This window comes from Cryobacterium sp. PAMC25264, from assembly GCF_019443325.1.
GTDB lineage: Bacteria > Actinomycetota > Actinomycetes > Actinomycetales > Microbacteriaceae > Cryobacterium.
Genome location: NZ_CP080383.1, coordinates 3454959 through 3473615 on the forward strand (window position 1 = coordinate 3454959; position 18657 = coordinate 3473615).

Genomic DNA, 18657 nt, shown 5'->3' on the forward strand with positions numbered 1-18657 from the left:
CCTGGCCTACCGCCAACGGTGTCGGCGGAGCATGGTTCGGCGGCAGCGTACCGCGATCGTGGTACGCCCAGCACCCACGCCCGCGGGCAGACGCGGCCCCGGTTCGGTTGGCACAATGGGACGAGCCCGATTACCGGGCGGGAGGACAGCATGCCGAACTCGCGCGAAACCGCCGCATCGCAGCATCCTTCCCGCGCGCCTTTTCGCCGGCCGACGCCTGCGGTGACCGATCCCGAACCGTTCGAGCGGTCCTTTTCGCCGCTGTCCCGGTTGCCCGCCTGGCTGCGGGACCTCATCGTGGCGCTGTTCGTGCTCGGCCCGAGCCTTGCCCCGCACAGCCTCGGCGGCGCGGCCACCTCGAGCGTCGCCGCCGCCATTCTGGTGTTGGTCTCGGCCGGCTCGGTACTGTTGCGCCGCCGCGCACCGCTGGTGGGGGCATCCGCGGCCGTCGTCGCCTGCGTGCTGGGGCTCGCCGTCGACGGACCGATCGTGTCGTACCTGATTGCGGTGTTGATCGGGATTTTCGCGGTGGCCCGCTGGCAGCCGCGACGCACCTCGCTGCTGTTCTCCGCCGCCACGGTGGTTCTCCTGGCCGCCGCCACCGTCGCGTTCCTCGAGACCCCGTGGAACGACGCCCGGGCGATGTTGCAGCTGGCGGCCTTTGTCGGCTTCGCGACCGCGGCCGGTGACGCCAACAAGTCGCATTCCGCCTATATCCGCGGCATCACCGAGCGCGCCCGCCGCGCCGAGGAGACCAAGGAGTCCGAGGCGCTGCGCCGGGTGGCCGAGGAACGCCTGCGGATCGCCCGCGACCTGCACGACCTCCTCGCGCACCAGATCGCGGTGATCAATCTGCACTCGAGCGTCGCCTCCCAGGCGCTGCCCGACCGGCCCGCCGACGCCGAGAAGTCGCTGGCCACCATCCGTGAGGCCGCACGCACCGTGCTCGGCGAGATCGGCAGCCTGCTCAACGTGCTGCGGGCGCCGGATGCCGCCGCCCTCGACGAGTCCACGGCGCCCGTCGCCGGGCTCGCCGACCTCGAGCCGCTTCTGCTGGACTTCGAACGGAGTGGCCTGCGGGTGGAACACCGGGTGGTCGGCATGCCCCGGCCGCTGCCCGGCGCCGTCGACAGTGTCGCTTTCCGCGTCGCGCAGGAGGCGCTCACCAACGCGCACAAGCACGGCGCGGACCGCTCCTGCCTGCTGCACCTGGACTACCAGCCAACGGGCATCGAGATCACGGTGACCAACACCGTTACGACACCGCAGCGCGCAGCAGCGGCGGGCACGGATGCGGCGAGCGCCACGGCCGGCGCCGCCGGGCACGGGCTGCTCGGCGCGCGCGAACGGGTGAGCGCTGTGGACGGCACCCTCACCGCCGTGCGGGGTCCGGGGCCGGTGTTCCGGTTCACCGCGTGGCTCCCCACCGACCTGCCCGCCTCCTCCCGACCGAATGGTGCCTCATGATCTCCGTGGTCCTCGCCGATGACCAGACTCTGATCCGCACGGCCGTGGCCGAACTCGTCTCGCACGAAGACGGGTTCACCGTGGCCGGGCAGGCCGCCAACGGGCGCGAAGCCGTCGACCTGGTTCGCGAGACGCGTCCGGACATCGTGCTCATGGACATCCGGATACCCGTCATGGACGGCATCCAGGCCACCGCGGCCATCTGCGCCGACCCGCTGCTGGCGGCGACCCGGATCATCGTGCTCACCACGTTCGAGGAGGACGAGTACGTGCTGCAGGCCCTGCGCGCCGGGGCAAGTGGTTTCGTGGGTAAGGGCACGGAGGCGCCCGACCTGATGAACGCCATCCGCACCGTGCACGGCGGCGACGCGCTGCTGTCACCGCGCGCCACCAAGGCCCTGATCGACCGCTACACCGCCCCCGACGCGCCGACCGCCCTCGTGGTGCCGGCCGCTCTGGCGTCGCTCACCGAGCGGGAGCGCGAGATTCTGCTGCTGGTGGGCAGCGGCCACGCCAACGGTGACATCGCCGCCGAACTGGTGATCAGCCCGCACACCGCCAAGACCCACGTGAACCGCATGATGACCAAGCTCGGCGCCCACGACCGGGCCCAGCTGGTGATCATCGCCTACGAGTCCGGCCTGTTGGTTCCCGGCGCCCAAGCCTGACGGGGGCGTCGGTCCTCCAGGCCTCAGCGGTAGTGCAGCTCGCCCCGCGCGGCCTTCTCCACCACGTCACGGATGCGCGCCGCCCGCACCGCGGGCGTCTTGATGCTGCCGAGCCTGAAGTAGATGCGGAAGCGCTCCACCTTCGTCAGCCCGGCCAGGAACGCGGCGGCGGCCGGGTCGGCGTCCAGTGCTGCCTGCAGGTCATCCGGGGGCACGGCATCCTTCTGCCGGTAGGCCGCGTCCCACCGTCCGTCGGCCTGGGCGCGTTCCACCTCGGCGAGCCCGGCCGGCTGCATCCGCCCCTGGGCGATGAGCCGGGCCACGTGCTCCCGGTTCACCTGGGACCAGGGGCTGTTCGTGCGGCGCGGGGAGAAGCCTGTGAGCGTGTAGTCCTCATCGAGCCGGTTGGTCTGGCCGTCGATCCAGCCGTAGCAGAGCGCCACATCCAGGGCCTCTGACCAGGTCATCCCCGCAGCCGACGAGTTCTTCTTGCGCAGCTTCAGGCGCACCCCACCGTGGTCGGGCGTGCCGCGCAGGTAGGCCTCCCATTCCGCGACGGTGACGTCAAGCGTCACCCTGTCCTTCATGCCCACCATGGGGCCATTTTACGGTGGGTGCGGTTGCCGGCCGAGGCTCGTCAGGACACCGTTTCCAGCGCTCCGCCCGCGGCTGCCGTGCCGCAACACCGTGACGAATCGGCCTCGGGCTCCGACATAGCTGTACCACCCATCCAGCTCAGCCAAGAAAACCGGGAGACCCATGTTCCTCAGATATCTCATGCCCCTCCTGCTCGGCTTCGCCGCCAAGCAGCTCAAGAAGAAGAACTCCGCATCCACCAGCCGAACCCGTCGGCGCTAGTCGTCCGACCGCGACGGATCCCGGGCAGAACCGAGGTCAGATCGTGACGATACTGATGCGGCTCGAACCGTGTGCCAGCACGTTGCACAGGGTGTGCACCGCCACCGGCTGACCGGTGGTGAGCCGTGCGCTGTGGTCGGCGTGGTTCCAGACCCACAGCGTCTCCGGGAGGGCGTCGTAGGGCAGAGCGTCGTTCGGGTCGGCCTGGTCGGCCGGCCCGAGCAGCGCGATCCCGATCCATCCGCCGGTGGTCGCGCGCACCACGATGCCGTCGCTCCACTGGCTCGGGGTGGCGTATATCAGCCGCGCCTGCATGGGGCGGATCTCGTGTCCGGCACCCGTGGTTCACACAGTTGTCCTGGCCCGTGTGATTACAGCGCAGCATGTGCAGCGGTTGGGTGATCATGTCAACGTCCTCCACGGGGGATGCTTGGTCGGGTTCACCGAGTCTAGATAGGCCGTTTCGGCGCTGTCGCCGCGTCCCGTCACAGTGTGAAACAGTGCTCGCCTGCATAGCGGGCGCCTCAGCGGCGGATTCCGGGCACCAACCGGGGCAACAGTCGCACCAGGATCACCATGCCCAGCAGCTCGACGAGGGTCTGGGTCACCACGGCCAGCGGGGCGAGCTGCAGCGAGGCCGGCAAGGCGAGGGCCAGCGGCAGCACCACCAGCGAGTTGCGGGTGGCGCCGCTGAACACCAGGGCGCGGGCCGCCGGGGCGTCGAGGCGCCAGACCTGGGCCGCGAGCACCCCGACGGCCACCATGACCACCAGGAAGGCCAGGTAGACCGGCACCAGTCCCACCAGCGCCGCCGCCTGGGCGCCCACGGCGGAGACCTGCGAGCCGACGACCACCGCGAGGGTGATCATCATCAGCGGCACCATGAGCGCGCTCATGAGTGACGCCGTGGCGCGCGCGGCGCCCGCGGTGCGCGGTATCCGGGAGCCCGTCTGCACCAACCCGGCGGCGGCCACGGGCAGCACGATGAGCAGCAGGAACGCCCGGGCGAAGGGGCCCACCTCGATCAGCCCGGTGGCCGCCGGGCCGGCGAAGAGCAGCAGGTAGACCGGCAGCAGCAGGATCTGCAGCAGCATCAGCACGGGCGTCGCGGCAAGCAGCCGGTCGCGGGCTCCCCCGGCGAGGCCGGTGAACACGATCACGTAGTCCACACAGGGCGTGAGGAGCACGAGCAGCGCGCCGAGCAGCAGGGCACGGTCACCGGCGATGACCCGGGTCAGGGCGAACGCCACCACCGGCACGATCGCGAAGTTCAGCACGAGCACGGCGCCGAGAAAGCGGATGTCGCGCACGGACCGGCGCATGTCCGCCAGTGGAACGCCCAGGAAGGTGGCGAACAGCAGTAGGCCGAGTGCCGGGGTGATCATGGTGGTGAACACCGGCGCGACGGCCGGAACCAGCCACCCGGCGAGCGCCCCGGCGGCGATGGCGGCCAGGTACAGCACAACCTGCAGGCGCTCCAGCCGCTGCACGATGCCCGTCATCGTCCCACCTTACGGGCGCACGGAGGCCGCCCGTCGAGCCTGTCGGACGTTGGTCGAGCCTGTCGAACGTTGGTCGAGCCTGTCGAGACCCGGTGCGCGGATCTCGAGACACGTCACCAGGTCTACTTCGACAGGCTCAGCACGGCGTCGACAGGCTCGACCAACGACGGGGCGCGACATGCACGCACGTCACGAGGTCAGCTCCCGGGGTCCTGGGGCTTGGCGTTCCGCCGCAGGTGCACATCCGTGATCGTCACGTTCACCGCCACGATGTTCAGCTCGGTGTGGTGCAACAGCGACGTGGTGATGGCGTCGCGCAGCCGCTGCGCGGTCTGCGGCATCCGCTCGCCCCAGAACACGCTGGCCTCGACGTTGACGGTGACCGGGCTGCCCGGCGTCGCCACATCGCCCTCGAGCCGGCACTTGCCGATGAAGGTACCGGCCACGCCGTCACCGGCCGAGCGGATCAGGCCTCTGACGGCGCCTTCGGTGAGGCTGAGGCTGGCCTTCGGTGACGGGTGCGACACCGGGATGGTGCGCCCGGCGCGTGCTTCCCGGTGGATGTTGTTGAGGATCCCGGTCACCCAGCTGTCGTCCCTGGCCGGTTCGGCCGAGACGTCGTCGGCCAGAATGTTGCCGGCCAGGGTGCGGAAGCGGGTGAGCGCGTCGTAGGCGATCCGGTGCTCCGGAGCCTCGCTGAGGAAGTCGTCCGGCGGGGTCTGGCCGCGGTCGAGGTAGTCGCTGAGGTGGGCGATGAGGTCGCGGCTCGCGTCGTCGTGAGGGAGTGTCATCGCCATTCCTCCATCTCTTGCATGAGCTTCTGCCTGGCCCGGGCGAGGAGCCCCCGCACCGTAGACGGCGGCACGTCAAGCTCCTCGGCGATCTCGGCATAACTATGCCCGCCGATCTCCCGTAACGTCCAGCATTGCCGCTGCGATTCGCTCAGAGTACCGAGTGCACGTGTGAGTCGCTCCCTTTGTGACGCAGCTTCGGCCTGATGGTGGGGAGATTCTGATTCTGGCGCAGCCACATCCCAGTCCGCCAGAGGCTGATCCTGGCGCCGTGAACGGATGCGGTCGATCGCCTTGCGACTGGTGATCCGCATGAGCCACGCCTTCGTCGCCGCGGGGTCCTGCAGCTCGGGCAGGCGCTCCCACGCTGTGATGAAGGTTTCCTGCACCACGTCGTCGGAATCGCTGGTCGAACCCAAAATACGGGTGGCGTAGGCACGCATCAACGGACCATGCCGTCGCACGATCACCTCGAACGCTCGCACATCACCGTCGGCTGCACGTGCGGCGAGGATCGCGTCGGTGGCGTCGCCGAGCGGCGACCGCTCATCTGACCCCGTGGTTGTCACCGGAGACCTCTCTCTACTCAAGCCCGCTCTCGTGGCAAATACTCGGAGTTCGTGACGAACAGTCCGCGAGACGCGTCTGAACAGTATCAATGAGTTTCGGAGAGAAAAAATCACCCGCCGCCCCCGCTGCGTGCAGCATAGTGGCTAACTGGATATCCCACAGGCCCTCACTGCTTTTCTCCGAACTACCGACACAGGAGTACGACTCATGACGAACCTCACCCCGGACAGCACCGTCCTCGGCTCCAGCCCGATTCTTCCTGATGGCACCAGCGCTCCCAAGAAGACCACGGGCGGCGAGTCGCGCGGCAGGACCGTGATCAACGACGCTGTCGTGGCCAAGATCGCCGGACTCGCGCTGCGCGATGTGGCCGGACTGCACGCGCTCGGTGGCGGGGCCGCACGCGCGCTCGGCGCCATCCGTGACGCTCTCAAGAGCACCGATCACACGCAGGGCGTCAGCGTGGAGGTGGGTGAGGGCCAGGTCGCCATCGACGTCACGCTCGTCGCCGCCTACCCCGTGCCGCTGCAGCAGGTCGCCGAAGACGCCCGCACCGCCATCATCGAAGCCATCGAGAGCCTCGTGGGCCTGCACGTCACCGAGGTGAATGTCACCATCGCCGACGTCCACCTGCCCGAGGAGACCGACGAAGCCGACGAGGCAGACGCCCTGTGACCCCCGCCACGGTGATTCCGCACCCACGCGGGAGCACCCGCATCACCACACGGGCCATGACCCGGGTGGTCTCGGCGGTGGCGGCGGATGCGCTCGGCGTGCGACCCAGCCAGGTCTCCGTGCGCCTGGCCGACGCCGACGGCGGGCTCAACCTCACGGTGCGCGCCCCGATCCGGGTCGTCCCCCTTCACGACTCCCCCCTCGACACCGCAGCTGACACCCCTGCGGACGGCACCATCCTCGCCCGCACCGACCGGGCCCAGCACCAGATCCGGGGAATGGTGGCCGACCTCACCGGGGCCCAGATCGCCGGGGTGGTCGTGCGGCTGACCGGCGCACGCATCCGCCGCCCCGACCGGGTCGACTGACCTTCTCACCACCAGTTCCACCTAACGAACGGCACACCATGAACGGCAGCAGCACCACATCGGCACCGGGCACCCTGCCCCGGCGCCAGGCCGTCACGGTGCCACATCTGCGCCCCGCCAGCCGGGCGCACCGGTCGACCTACAAACGGCTGCTGCGACGCGAGACACACTCACCGCGCACGGTGGCCGCCGTCTCGGTGGCCTCGGTGATCATTGCCGGATGCCTGTACGGCGGCACCGAAGTGGTGCTCGCGCTGCTCGACCGGCCGGCTCTGCTCGTCGCGCCCGCCGATGCAGTGGCGTACGTCAGCCAGGTCAACCGGCTCGCGCCGGCCATCCTGCTCACGGTCGGCATCCTCGCCGGGCTTGCCGGCATCGCGCTCGTCCTGGTGGCCCTGCTGCCTGGCCGCCGGGCCCGGCACGAGGTCGACTCCGACCGCGCCGCCGTCGTGGTGGACGACGACGTGATCGCGGCGTCGCTGGAGCGTCGGGCATCCATCGCGGCCCACGTCGCCCCCGACAAGGTGGACGTCACTGTGTCCAGGCGGAGCGCAACCGTGCGCCTCACCCCCGAGCCCGGCGTGCTGCCCAACCGGTTCACCGCGGAGAAGGCCATCGCTGAGGCGATCGCCTACGACGCGTTGCGACCGGCCATCGAGCCCACCGTGGTGATCACCCCGGCCGGACGGGTGGACGCATGAACGGCACGAACCGGCTTCTCAACCGGGCCTTGGTTCTGGTGATCGGACTGCTGGCCGTGGCTCTGGGTGCCGCCGCGGTGGCCCTGGTCGCCGTTCCCGACTTCATGCGGGCCTGGGCCCGAACCGCCCCCGACGTCACCGCCGGGCTCACCGAGCTCCTCGCCGGCACCGCCGTCGGCGACACGGGCGCCAGCTGGGTGCCGTTCGCGGCCCTGCTCATCGCCGTGCTCGTCACCGCGGGGCTGGTCCTGTTCATCGCGAGGCAGGGCCGCGGCCACACCGAACGGCTGATCGAAGCGGACCCGACCGCGGACGGGGCCACCATCGTGGACGCCGCGGTGGCCGAAGAGATGCTCACCGCGGCCCTGCATGACCGCCCCGAGTTCAGGGCGGTGACCGTCTCGACCTACCCCGTGCACGGCTCGCCCGTGCTCAAGATCTCGGCCACCGTGCGACGCGGAGTCTCCCCACGGGATGCGATCACGGTGATCGAGACCGCCGTGCACGGACTCGACACGGTCCTCGGCGCCGAGGTTCCGGTGCTCGTTCGGCTCGGCGGCGGACTGCAGAGCCGGCTCACCGGCCGCGCCCGACTGCGACCCACCGGCACGGCCCGGCCGGCACCCGGCCCCCAGACCCATCCGACGACCCACAACCACCCCCTAGAGAAAGAGAGAACACCATGAGTGGATCCGACAAGATCGAGAACGCCGGCCAGGACCTCGCTGGTAAGGCGAAGGAAGCCTTCGGCAAGGCCACCAACGACGACTCCAAGGTCGCCGAGGGCAAGTCCGACCAGGCTCAGGCAGACCTCAAGAAGGCCGGCGAGAACGTCAAGGACGCGTTCAAGAAGTAACCCGACAGGTCACCCGGCCGGCGCTGCCTGATCCGCGGCGCCGGCCGGGCAGACCGCCGCGGCACGCACATCCGTCTCGGCCTCCCGCGCCGTCCAGGGCAGCGTCACCGCGGTCGTTGTGCCGTCGGCGGGCTGGGCACCCTCGGCTTGTGCAGAGGCTTGTGCAGCAGCCTGGGCATCGGCCTGGGCATCGGCGGCGAGCACGGCCAACCACCGGGCCAGGGCCAGGATGAATTCCTCCCCGCCGCTGGAATTGTTGACCGAAACCACCACCACCAGCCCGCTCACCGGATCGGCGAGCGCGGCCGACAGAAACCCGGGAATCTTTCCAGCACCGCCCCGCAGCGGGCCAATCTGCTCAGCCCCCAGCCCCTGCCTGCGCCACCTGGACGCACCATCCTCCGGCACGCTCGTCCACAGCTCTCCCGCCGTGTCCGGCTCCAGCAGGCTCCCCGTGGCCAGCGCCACTGACCAGGTCCTGAGGTCCTCAAGGGTGGAGACCACCCCACCAGCCACCCCGGTCATCGACGGCGACAGCTGCGTCACGTCCTGCATCGTGGCGCAGTCGGGCGAGCCGTCCGGCCCGCCCGCGGCGGCCCATCCGTGCGGGTGGTCGAGCGCCGGCTCGAGGTCGGCCGGCCCGGGGTACGCCGTGGAATCGAGCCCCAACGGGTCGAAGATGTAGCGCCGGTAGAGGTCCGCCCACTGCTCACCCGTCGCCGCCTGCAGGGCCTGACCGAGCAGCTGGACACCCACATCGGAACGGTTCCACTCCCGGCCGGGTTGACCGGCCCGCACAGAGCCCATTCCCCCCGAAATCAGCTCCATCGGAGCCCACTGCCGGGTCGGGTTGGCGATGAACTGCGGGTCGAGCGTGGGTTGACCGAGCCCGGAGGTGTGCTGGCACAGCTGCCGCAGCGTGATGCCGTCCAGCCCCGGCGGGCGCGTCAGGTAGGTGGCGACCGGGTCATCCAGGCCTACCCGGCCCTCGTCGACAAGGCGGAGTAGAACCGTGCAGGTCATGGCGGTGGTCAGGGTGCCGATCCGGAACTGCATGCCGGCGTTCACCGCGGCACCGCCGGCCGGTCGGCCGGTGGCGACCTCGAGCTGCGTGCCGATCCGGCCCGGGCTGGCCAGCCAACGCCCCACCCCCGGCACCCAGACGCCGGCGATCGCCCCGGATGCGCCGGCCAGCAGAAGGCCCTCGGCCAGCGCCTCATCGAGGTCGGCGGCCGTGGCCGGCGCCAGGGTCCCGGATGACTGCTCGGGCCCGATCGGAATCGAGCTCCGGGTCTCGGCGCATCCGTTGAGGAGAAGCGCCAGACTTGCCAGGGCCAGAGCCGCTGCCGTTGTCCACCGGCGCCGCGCCCGCGCGTGCGTTCGCGCCTCGGGAGGTGTCGGCAGGGGGCCCATGCCGCGCAGTGTACCCAGAGTGCAGTGGACCGTGGCCGGGGCATCCGCCGTTCGTCGCCGCCCTGTTCCCCGGCTCGGGCGGTGCAATACTGTGCACATGATCCACTCCACGCAGGGTCGCCCGCGGCGATCGGCGGCGTCTCGGCTGTGCGGCACACTTCTGGTGATGGCCGCCGGCACGCTCACGCTGTCCGCCTGCGGAGTGCCGCTGATCCCGACCCTCGAGCCCTCTGCCACGCCGTCGGGAAGTAGCCCTGCCACACCCACGCCCACGGCGGCTCCCCCCACCGCGCCGCCCACGGGCCCCTCCTCCGGTCCCGCCCCCCAGCCCTCGCAGACGACCACTCCCCAACCGTCGAGCAAACCCCCGCCGCCGACACCGGCCGCCTGCAGCACCGACCAACTCACCTTCGGGCTGCAAAGCCGCCCGTTCGACAGCGGCATGAGCAGCTTCTTCTGGGATCTGAGCGCCACCAACGCCGGGACGCAACCCTGCACGGTGAACGGATACCCCACGGTGCTGCTGGTCTCGTCCGGACAGCCCGTCGGGGCCGCCTCCGGGTTGGAGCCCCGCGCACAGCCCTCGCTCGTGCGACTGGACCCGGGCCAGTCGGCCTTCAGTCTCCTGCACCTCACTCAGGCCGGTGCCCACGGCTGCCCGATCGTGCCCGTCACCGAACTGGCCGTGACCCCGCCCAACAACGACCAGTCCACCCGAGTGGCCACCCCCAACCCCATCGACGGCTGCAACGACGCCACCACCCAGCTCGTGAGCACCGGAGCCTTCGCCCCCGCCCCCGTAGCCTTCTAGCCCGCCCCGTCCCTCTCCTCTCCTCCCGCGAACTGTGACTTAAGCACCGAAAAAGCCCCAAATCCGGGGCTTTTCTCACAGTTCGCGGAGGGGGAGGGGGGTGCCCCTAGGAGACTGCTGATTTAGATGGCTGCGGTGGGCCCGGCGAGTCGGGGGCCCGTTTTTTGAGTCGGGTGTGGTCGTGTTTGGGCTGCTTGCGGGATCGATTCGGTGTCGCGAGTCTGGCCAGTAGAAGGTGGTCGTCGGGGTCGGTGTGAGGGCTGGGGTGTCTGCCCTGCCTGGGGTCTTCAGCCAAGTGCCCAAACCCCGTTCTGGCTGGTGAGGCCAAGGCTCAGGAGTCGTTTCAGGTTGATCGCGGCGGCGCGGTTGTTCCACCAGGCGTGGTTCTTCACGACGCCGCGGTAAGGGACTCGTCTCGCGCCGCGAGTCATCCATGCGATCGAGCGTTCAACCATCGGCCGGTGCTGCCGGTAGACGGCTTGAAAGTCAGGGTCCAGCGCGCGTGCGCGGTGCTCGCGTTGGATCTGCTGCTGCGGATGCAAAACCATTTTGCGACCGTCGACGGCGCTCGTGCACTGGGCTCGGAGCGGGCAGCTCGCGCAAACGGCGCCAAATGTGACATTACGTTTCACGGTGATCGGTCGGGTGTTCCCCGCAGGACACGTCACCGTGCGCTTAGCTTCGTCGATGCTGAAGTCATCGATTGTGAATCCGCCCGGAACCGCCCGACTCAACGGCATCGGTTTGATGATCGGAACATGCCCGGCCGCGGTGACCTCGGCGAGGAGGTCCCCGCTGCCGTAGGCAGAATCACCGAGGACCTCGACCGTGTCCGAGCCGATGCTCGTGTCAGCGGCCACCAGGGCCGCGCCGCGGGCCGCGTCACTGTTCTTGGGCCCGGACGCTTTCGTCAACACGGCCGCGGTCACCAGACCCGTATCGGGCTCGATCGCGATGTGGGCTTTGAAACCGTCTTGCTTCTTCTCCCGGCTCTTGTGCGCGTGGCGGGCGTCCGGGTCAACGGTCGAGATCACCCGGTCCGGCGCGACCTTCCGCGCGATCCGCCACCGCCCATCCGAGCCATCGGACCCCTCAGCCGGCTCGACGTCCTGGCCCGCGACGAGGGCGAGCAACGCGACCGTCTCCTGCTGCGAGTCGGTCAATGACGTCGTGTCGATTGCCGCAAGCAACGCCAGGGCGTCGGTCACGAGGCGGGAAACGAGTTCGTCCCTGGCCGCCTTGTCGTCCCAGGCGATGTCGGGCTTGCCGGGCTTCTCGTAGTCATGGCCGGGCAGGCCGGCCACGATCATGTCGGCGCCGGGGATCTCCCGACCGACCCGGCGGATCTGCGCGACCAACTGCGTCACCGTGTCCTGGCGGGCGACCGCGTCATCCAAAATCGTGGAGTCCAACGCCCGCCGCTTCCGACCCGACAACGCCCCAGAACCGGCAATAACCTCGGCGACGGCGTCGAAAATTCGGTGCGGGCGGGTGCTTGCCGCGAGGCGGCGTCGCCAATACGTCAACACCGTCGGGTGGAACGATGTTTCCGTCAACCCGAACCCGCAGGCCGCTTTCCACCGCAGATCAAACGTGACGGCTTCCGCGGTTTCCCGGTCCGATAACGAGTGCAGGGTCTGCAGCACCATCACCGATGCGATCACGTCCGCGGGCGTCGAGGGCCGGCCACGACCCGACGGAAACAGGTCCGCGAACGCGTCATCCGGGAACAACTCGTGCCGGTGCTCAGCGAGAAAAGCGAACACCGACCCCGCCGGCAACATGTGCCCAGCGAACACACCGACATCCAACAACTGACGCTGACCATCATCACGACCCTGCATGAATCAAGTCTTAAACACCTCCGCCGAAACCAACAAAGGCGCGCCTTAAACGCCCCGATAAATCAGCAGTCTCCTAGCGCTCGATGGGGGCGTGACGCGCAGGCCCTCCATGAAACGGAGGACGTTCTCGTCCACGATGATGTCACTGGGACGCAGAGGCCGGGTGAGGTAGAGCCCGTTCAGGCTGGTGAGCCGGCTCAGGGCCACGTAGGTCTGCCCCGGGCTGAACACCCGCGTGCCCAGGTCCACGATTGCCCGCTCGTAGGTGGCGCCCTGGGACTTGTGAATGGTGACCGCCCAGGCCAGCCGAAGCGGGAACTGGGTGAACTCGGCCACGACATCCTTGCTGAGTTTTTTCGTGGCCGCGTTGTAGGTGTATTTGAACTTCTCCCACACCGTGGGCTCCACCTCGTGGGTGGTGCCGTCGATGTCCACGTAGACGGTGGAATCGACCCGTGTCACGGTGCCGATGGTGCCGTTCACCCAACGCGGACCGCCGTCCAGCGGGTTGTCGTTACGCAGGAACATCACCTGGGCGCCCACCTTGAGCTCGAGGACCTCGTCGGCCGGGTAGGTACGCCCGCCGAAGTCGCCGGTCACCTCGGCCTTGGCCGAGAGCGACTTGCCGGAGAGTCGTTTGAGCGCGGCCGCGTTGATGCGGTTCACCGCATCGTTGCGGGTCGCCAGCGTGATGACGCCCTCGGACGGCGGCGTGCGGGCCCCCGCGCCGTTGAGCGCGCCGCCGATCTCAGGGGTCACCTGGCCGTATCGCACGGCATTGAGCATGGTCTTGAATCCGGCGTCGTGCTGGCGGTGGATCTCGGTGAGCTCGAAGATCTTCAACTCGGCGCTCTGCCACACCTTCGCGTCGAAGAACCACATCGAACGGTAGGTGTCGGCGAAGTAGGCGCGCTCCTCCGGGTCGCCCGGCACCGGCGCCAGCTGGTACGGGTCACCGAAGAGCACGATCTGCACGCCGCCGAAGGTGTCGTGCGGGCGCTGTCTTGCCTGCCGCAGGCTGCGGTCGATGGCGTCCATCAGGTCGGCGTTGACCATGGAGACCTCGTCGATCACCACGGTGTCGATGGTGTTGAGGAGCTTCCGCAGCTGGTCGTTCTGGTCGATGGCGTGGTCGGCGATCACACCGATCGGCAACCGGAACAGCGAGTGCAGGGTCTGACCGCCCACGTTGAGCGCGGCGACACCGGTGGGCGCCGCGATGACGATCTGCTTGCTGGTGTTCCAGGAGAGGTGGTTGAGCAGCGTCGACTTACCGGTTCCGGCGCGGCCGGTGACGAAGACGTTCTGTTTTGTGCCCTCGATGGCAGCGAATACCTCGGCCTGTTCGCGTGAAAGCGGAATCTCGTTCGGAAGCGCGGTCACGGGGTACTTTCGGTGGGATGGGGAGGCGGTGCGAGGGATGGCTCGAGGGCGGTCGATGAGCACTTCCACTGTAACCGCCCGGCCGCGGCCGCCCCACTCCCCGCCCGGCCAGTGGATAACTTCGGTTGCCGCCGCTCATTGCACCAGCAACTGCACCGGGAAGTCGTACTGTTCGCTGCCGTCCTTCAGGCTGTTGTCGAAGCCGACCAGGTCGTAGAACCCGGCGGAGAGTCCGGCCGGAATATCCAGCGTGGCGCTGAAGTCCGACTCCTGGGTCCCGTCCGCCGCCATCACGTCCTGGGTGAGCACCGCGGCACCGGACGCGTCGCGCAGCTCCAGGGTGAACTGTGCCTCCGGCACCAGGGCCCGGCCCACCACGGTCAGCGTGCCGCCCGGAGCGACGGTGTCGCCGCATCCGGGTGAGGTGATGATGATCGGCGGGCGCTCCGCGGTGAGGGTGAGCGGACGCTCGACGATGTTTTCAGCGCTGCCATCGGCGGCGCTCTGCGTATAGGCCCGCAGCGTGACGTCCTGCTCCGCATCCGGAGGCTCGAACGCCAGGTCGGTCTGCCAGGTGGCGGAGGAGCCGGAACCCGGCGTGGCGGTGATGTGCCGCACACAGAGGGGCTGACCGTCGGCATCCAGCAGGTCGACCACGAGCTTCGAGTCGGCGGTGCTCGCAGTGCCCTTGATCGTGACGGGAACGGTCACCGGGGCGTCGGCCATGGGGCTGTCCAGGGTGATGGTCGCTGCCGGTGCGGGCGTGCCGGCGGCCGTCGTGGACGGCGTCGATGTGGCGGATGCGCTCCCCGACGATTCCGGTCGGGGGCCGGGCGCACAGGCGGCCAGCACACAAACCAGCAGGGCGGCCACGGCGAGAACCCGCCGCTTCCGCCCGGCTCGCGGGGCCGATCGAGCGCTGCGCAGAACCATTTTCCACTCCTCTCGATGAGGGGAGCATAGCCTGGCCGTCCGCCGCCGGGCAGCCCGAGTCGAACGCCGCCACGGCCGGTGTGAGCCCATGCCGCGAAGCCTCCCCGTAGGATATGGAGGTGAGCTATGGGGTCGGGAACGCGGTACCACGGGGGCGCTATCTGCGTGCCGTGATCGCCGTCTGCCTGGTTGTAGTGCTTCTCGCCGCCGCCCTGGTCGCCACCATCGGTTCGCTCAACCGCGATCTGTACAGCGCCGGCGGGTTTGTGCGCCAGTACCTCTCCGCCCTGGCCGCGCACGACACCGACGCTGCCCTGGCCCTGCCGGGCACCGAACCCACGGATGCCGAACTCGAGGCCGCCGGCCTGCCCCAGGACCTGCCGCGCACGTTGCTGCGGCCCTCGGTGCTCGGGTCGATCACCGACATCGAACTGGTCAGCGACAAGCCCAGCGCCGCCGCAACCGGCGAGGCCCAGAAGAGCCAGCACACCGTCGTGTACGACTTCACCCTCGACGGCGCCACGACGTCGATGGAGTTCACGGTCAAGCGCCTCGGCACCGTCGCGGGCCTCTTCACCACCTGGGGATTCGCCACCAGCCCGCTGGCGGTGCTGCAGGTGACCGTGCTGCACGATGCCGGGTTCACGGTGAACGGCCTCACCCTCGACACCCGGGCGCACGCCGCCGCCGCCGCGCCGGCCACCTTCTCCAACCAGGGCGCCTACCTGGCCTTCGCCCCCACCGTCTACGACGTCTCCCACGATTCGTCGCTGCTGACGGCTCCCGTGCAGAGTGTGCCCGTCGTCACGTCCGGCGCCACCGACATCACGGTGGATGCGATGCCGAACGACACCTTCACCGAGCAGGTGCAGACCAAGCTCAACGAATACCTCGACGAGTGCGCCACCCAGCAGGTGCTGCAGCCGTCCAGCTGCCCCTTCGGGATCGAGATCGATGACAGGGTCACCTCGGCCCCGGTCTGGTCGATCGCCGAATACCCCGAGGTGGCCCTCACCGGCGGCGACAGCTCGTTCGACATGCCGGACACCATCGGCCAGGCCCATATCGTGGTCGACGTGCAGTCCCTCTATGACGGCGACCGCACCACCCGTGACGAGGACGTGCCGTTCTCCCTGGGTATCAGCGTCACGATCCAGCCGGACGGCGCCCTGGCCATTCAGCTGCGCTGACCCAGCCGCCGATCCAGCCTCGCGTCGGAGATGCGGCCGGCTGATCAGCGGTCGTGCGCAGCCAGCCGGGCCAGGCGGTCGTTGTACTCGTTGAGTTCGGCTTCATTCGTGCGGTCCGCGTTGCGGTCGCGACGTTTGGTTTCCTTGTCGTCGCTGCGGCCCCACTGGATGGCCACGATGATGGCCAGAGCGATGGTGGGGATCTCGCCCACGCTCCAGGCGATGCCACCGCCGGCCTGCTGGTCGGCCAGGGCGCTGATGCCCCAGTCCCGGCCCATGGCGCCGTACCAGTCCGCCAGGAGCAGGCCGGTGCCGGTCATCAGGGCCAGGCCGAAGAACGCGTGGAAGGCCATGGTGCCCAGCAGCAGCAGCAGCCGGAAGGTGTACGGCAGGCGGTACGGCACCGGGTCGATGCCGATCAGCGACTGCACGAACAGGTACCCGGTGATCAGGAAGTGCACGATCATCCACTGGTGGCCGATGTGGTCGGTCGTCGCCCAGCTGAACAGGGAGGTGTAGTAGAACACCCAGAGCGAGCCGGCGAAGAGCACCGCGGCCACGAGTGGGTTGGAGATGATGCCGGCGAACTTGGAGTGCACGGCCAGCAGGATCCACTCGCGTGGGCCTCGGCTGCCGTCGCGGCGCATCCGGATGGCGCGGGCCGCGAGAGTGACCGGAGCGCCAGGCACCAGCAGCACCGGCACGAGCATCGTCAGGGCCATGTGGGCGAGCATGTGCGTGGAGAAGAGGTACTTCTCGTACACGTTGACGCCGCCGTTGGTGATGTAGAACAGGGTGATCAGCCCGGCCACCCAGAGGATGGTGCGGTGCAGGGGCCACGTGTCGCCACGCCGACGCAGCCGCACCACACCGGCGAGATAGAAGAAGATGCCGAAGGCGCAGAACAACACCCAGGCGAGGTCGAAATTCCACTCGGTGAAGTACCGGGCGAACGTGAGCTCGGGCGGCAGCACCTCACCCGTGAGGATCTGTGCGGGCGTGGCCGTGGGGATGGCCGTGGTGACCACCTGCGCCACCGGGGTGGCGGTCTTGGCCAGGGCGGCGGCGACCCCGCTGGCCAGGCCCATAAACGCGATCTCGCCCACCACGAGCCACCAGAACCAGGGGTCGACGGTGCCGGTGACGGTGCGCATCCGGCGGAGTAGGTAGCGGCGCTGCAGAACGCCGAAGCCGCCCAGCACCAGCAGCACGGCGACCTTGGCCAGCACCAGGACGCCGTAGCCGGTGAGCAGTTTGTCCCAGCTGCCCACGCGCAGTTCGGCGCTGACGTATCCGGACGCCGCAACGACGACGAAGCTCACCAGGGCGAGGGTGGAGTAGCGGCCCATGACTTCGCGCAGGCGCACTGGGCTCAGCTGACGCTGCAGCAGGATGACCGTGAGCAGGCCACCCAGCCAGACGGCGGCGAAGACCAGGTGCAGTCCGAGCGCCGTGATCGCGGCGTCGTGGCCCTCCGCGCCCGCGGAGTGGCCCTGCTGGGCCATCGGCAGCAACGACAGCAACGCCAGCACCGTGACGAAGACCAGGGCGGTCTGGTTGCGCACGGCGAAGCACAGCACGGTCACGGCCGCGGCGATGAGCGTGGTGGTGAGCCAAGCCTGTCCAATGGCGATCTGGCTGAAGAATTGGCCCACCGTGGCGCTGAACCTGTCGTCGAGGCTCACGGTGACGTTGGTCACCTGCAGGAAGGTGAGGAAGCCGGTGAGCGCGGAAGCGATGGTGAGGAACGCGGCCGACGCGGCGGCAAGGTCGATCGCGGTGCCGAACTCCCGTTCCCGCGGGCTCAGGGCGAAACAGGTGAGCACCAGGGCGCCGATGGTGCCGGCCGCGCCGAGGTTGACCAGGAGCTTGGCCACCGGCAGCCCCCAGCGCACGACGGCGCCTGGGTCGGCGAGGAGTTGGGCGTCCGCCCCACCGCCGTAGGCGAGTCCCGCCAGAGTCGCCAGAATGGCGACCAGCAGCAGCGCTGCCGGCCCGATGATACGAACGTAACGGGGCACCACTCCAGCTTAACCGGCGGCGGATGCCTATCGGTCCGGCGGCCCGGCCCTGCCAGGGTTCGGGGAGCAGGAACACCAGGGCACAGACAATGGGCGCCGACCGAAGTCGACGCCCATTGGTACTACGAAGCTTGCAACCTACTTGGCGGCAGCCTTGAGCTTGCTGCCAGCGGTCAGCTTGACGCGGTGGCCGGCAGCAATGGCGATCTCTTCGCCGGTCTGCGGGTTGCGGCCGGTGCGAGCAGCCGTCGCGGTGCGCTCGACGCCGAGCCATCCCGGGATGGTGACCTTGCCGTCGTTAGCAACGGTGTCGGCGAGGGTTGCAAAGAAAGCGTTCAGAACGCCGTCGACAGCAGCCTGGCTCTGGCCAGAGTCTGCGGCAACCTTGGCAACGAGCTCGGTCTTGTTCAGCGACTTGTCAGCCATTGAGTGTCCTCCTCGGACCTTCGTCTGTAAAAAACAGGTATTCACGTGAAGCGGGCGACGTTGTGACAACGCCTCCGTTGGTCGGTTCGACCGCGTTGAATCTAGCATTGATCCGCGGAAATCCGCGGATTTACGGCGTTTCGAGCCGCTTTGCCCGGCTAATTGACTGCCTTTGCGCTG

At 69.0% G+C, this 18657-nt stretch carries 20 protein-coding genes; 9 read left to right on the forward strand and 11 right to left on the reverse strand.

Annotated features, from left to right (window positions below; all coding sequences use genetic code 11):
• The first annotated feature begins 222 nt into the window (after positions 1-222).
• Positions 223-1467 (forward strand): sensor histidine kinase, encoded by a 1245-nt coding sequence (locus tag KY500_RS16195; protein ID WP_219901421.1) that lies wholly within the window; start codon positions 223-225, stop codon positions 1465-1467.
• A complete protein-coding gene (locus KY500_RS16200; RefSeq protein WP_219901422.1) occupies positions 1464-2135 on the forward strand; it encodes a response regulator transcription factor in 672 nt (223 codons plus the stop codon). The genes KY500_RS16195 and KY500_RS16200 overlap by 4 nt, the downstream gene beginning before the upstream one ends.
• A gap of 23 nt (positions 2136-2158) precedes the next feature.
• Here the strand turns inward: KY500_RS16200 and KY500_RS16205 are convergent, their stop codons facing one another.
• The 5 genes from KY500_RS16205 to KY500_RS16225 all read right to left on the reverse strand — a co-directional run bounded on the left by KY500_RS16205 (position 2159) and on the right by KY500_RS16225 (position 5855).
• Positions 2159-2731 (reverse strand): YdeI family protein, encoded by a 573-nt coding sequence (locus tag KY500_RS16205; RefSeq protein ID WP_219901423.1) that lies wholly within the window; start codon positions 2729-2731, stop codon positions 2159-2161.
• A 298-nt stretch (positions 2732-3029) separates the two neighbouring features.
• A complete protein-coding gene (locus tag KY500_RS16210; protein WP_219901424.1) occupies positions 3030-3308 on the reverse strand; it encodes a hypothetical protein in 279 nt (92 codons plus the stop codon).
• A gap of 209 nt (positions 3309-3517) precedes the next feature.
• Positions 3518-4495 (reverse strand): arsenic resistance protein, encoded by a 978-nt coding sequence (locus KY500_RS16215; protein ID WP_219901425.1) that lies wholly within the window; start codon positions 4493-4495, stop codon positions 3518-3520.
• 197 nt (positions 4496-4692) lie between these two features.
• Complete coding sequence (locus tag KY500_RS16220) at positions 4693-5286, reverse strand: Asp23/Gls24 family envelope stress response protein (protein ID WP_219901426.1); 594 nt, start codon at positions 5284-5286, stop codon at positions 4693-4695.
• A complete protein-coding gene (locus KY500_RS16225) occupies positions 5283-5855 on the reverse strand; it encodes an RNA polymerase sigma factor (protein ID WP_219901427.1) in 573 nt (190 codons plus the stop codon). The genes KY500_RS16220 and KY500_RS16225 overlap by 4 nt, the downstream gene beginning before the upstream one ends.
• A 208-nt stretch (positions 5856-6063) precedes the next feature.
• Between KY500_RS16225 and KY500_RS16230 the strand changes: the two genes are divergently transcribed.
• Genes KY500_RS16230 through KY500_RS16250 form a run of 5 tightly spaced genes read left to right on the forward strand, consistent with a single transcriptional unit; the run spans position 6064 to position 8456 of the window.
• A complete protein-coding gene (locus KY500_RS16230) occupies positions 6064-6531 on the forward strand; it encodes an Asp23/Gls24 family envelope stress response protein (protein WP_219901428.1) in 468 nt (155 codons plus the stop codon).
• Positions 6528-6899: a hypothetical protein gene (locus tag KY500_RS16235; RefSeq protein ID WP_219901429.1), complete on the forward strand. Its 372-nt coding sequence runs from the start codon at positions 6528-6530 to the stop codon at positions 6897-6899. The genes KY500_RS16230 and KY500_RS16235 overlap by 4 nt, the downstream gene beginning before the upstream one ends.
• 38 nt (positions 6900-6937) lie before the next feature.
• Positions 6938-7600, forward strand: a complete 663-nt coding sequence (locus KY500_RS16240; protein ID WP_219901430.1) for a hypothetical protein — start codon at positions 6938-6940, stop codon at positions 7598-7600.
• Positions 7597-8286 (forward strand): hypothetical protein, encoded by a 690-nt coding sequence (locus KY500_RS16245; RefSeq protein WP_219901431.1) that lies wholly within the window; start codon positions 7597-7599, stop codon positions 8284-8286. Before KY500_RS16240 ends, KY500_RS16245 begins: the two co-directional genes overlap by 4 nt.
• A complete protein-coding gene (locus KY500_RS16250) occupies positions 8283-8456 on the forward strand; it encodes a CsbD family protein (protein WP_219901432.1) in 174 nt (57 codons plus the stop codon). The genes KY500_RS16245 and KY500_RS16250 overlap by 4 nt, the downstream gene beginning before the upstream one ends.
• 9 nt (positions 8457-8465) lie before the next feature.
• Here KY500_RS16250 and KY500_RS16255 read toward each other — a convergent pair whose 3' ends face one another.
• Complete coding sequence (locus KY500_RS16255; RefSeq protein ID WP_219901433.1) at positions 8466-9869, reverse strand: serine hydrolase; 1404 nt, start codon at positions 9867-9869, stop codon at positions 8466-8468.
• A gap of 97 nt (positions 9870-9966) precedes the next feature.
• Between KY500_RS16255 and KY500_RS16260 the strand changes: the two genes are divergently transcribed.
• Complete coding sequence (locus tag KY500_RS16260) at positions 9967-10680, forward strand: DUF4232 domain-containing protein (protein ID WP_219901434.1); 714 nt, start codon at positions 9967-9969, stop codon at positions 10678-10680.
• 287 nt (positions 10681-10967) lie between these two features.
• Here the strand turns inward: KY500_RS16260 and KY500_RS16265 are convergent, their stop codons facing one another.
• From KY500_RS16265 to KY500_RS16275, 3 genes are all read right to left on the reverse strand, one after another.
• Positions 10968-12524, reverse strand: a complete 1557-nt coding sequence (locus KY500_RS16265) for an IS1182 family transposase (RefSeq protein ID WP_219900421.1) — start codon at positions 12522-12524, stop codon at positions 10968-10970.
• Between the two features lie 45 nt (positions 12525-12569).
• Positions 12570-13907: an ATP-dependent RecD-like DNA helicase gene (locus KY500_RS16270; protein ID WP_219901435.1), complete on the reverse strand. Its 1338-nt coding sequence runs from the start codon at positions 13905-13907 to the stop codon at positions 12570-12572.
• Positions 13908-14042: 135 nt separating this feature from the next.
• Positions 14043-14840, reverse strand: coding sequence for a Gmad2 immunoglobulin-like domain-containing protein (locus KY500_RS16275; protein WP_219901436.1), 798 nt, complete (start codon positions 14838-14840; stop codon positions 14043-14045).
• 119 nt (positions 14841-14959) lie between these two features.
• Between KY500_RS16275 and KY500_RS16280 the strand changes: the two genes are divergently transcribed.
• On the forward strand, positions 14960-16030 hold the full coding sequence (locus tag KY500_RS16280) for a hypothetical protein (protein ID WP_219901437.1): 1071 nt from the start codon (positions 14960-14962) through the stop codon (positions 16028-16030).
• 44 nt (positions 16031-16074) lie between these two features.
• Here KY500_RS16280 and KY500_RS16285 read toward each other — a convergent pair whose 3' ends face one another.
• Both KY500_RS16285 and KY500_RS16290 read right to left on the reverse strand, forming a co-directional pair.
• Positions 16075-18051, reverse strand: a complete 1977-nt coding sequence (locus tag KY500_RS16285; protein ID WP_219901438.1) for a cytochrome c oxidase assembly protein — start codon at positions 18049-18051, stop codon at positions 16075-16077.
• Between the two features lie 138 nt (positions 18052-18189).
• Complete coding sequence (locus KY500_RS16290) at positions 18190-18477, reverse strand: HU family DNA-binding protein (RefSeq protein WP_066598601.1); 288 nt, start codon at positions 18475-18477, stop codon at positions 18190-18192.
• Positions 18478-18657: the final 180 nt, after the last annotated feature.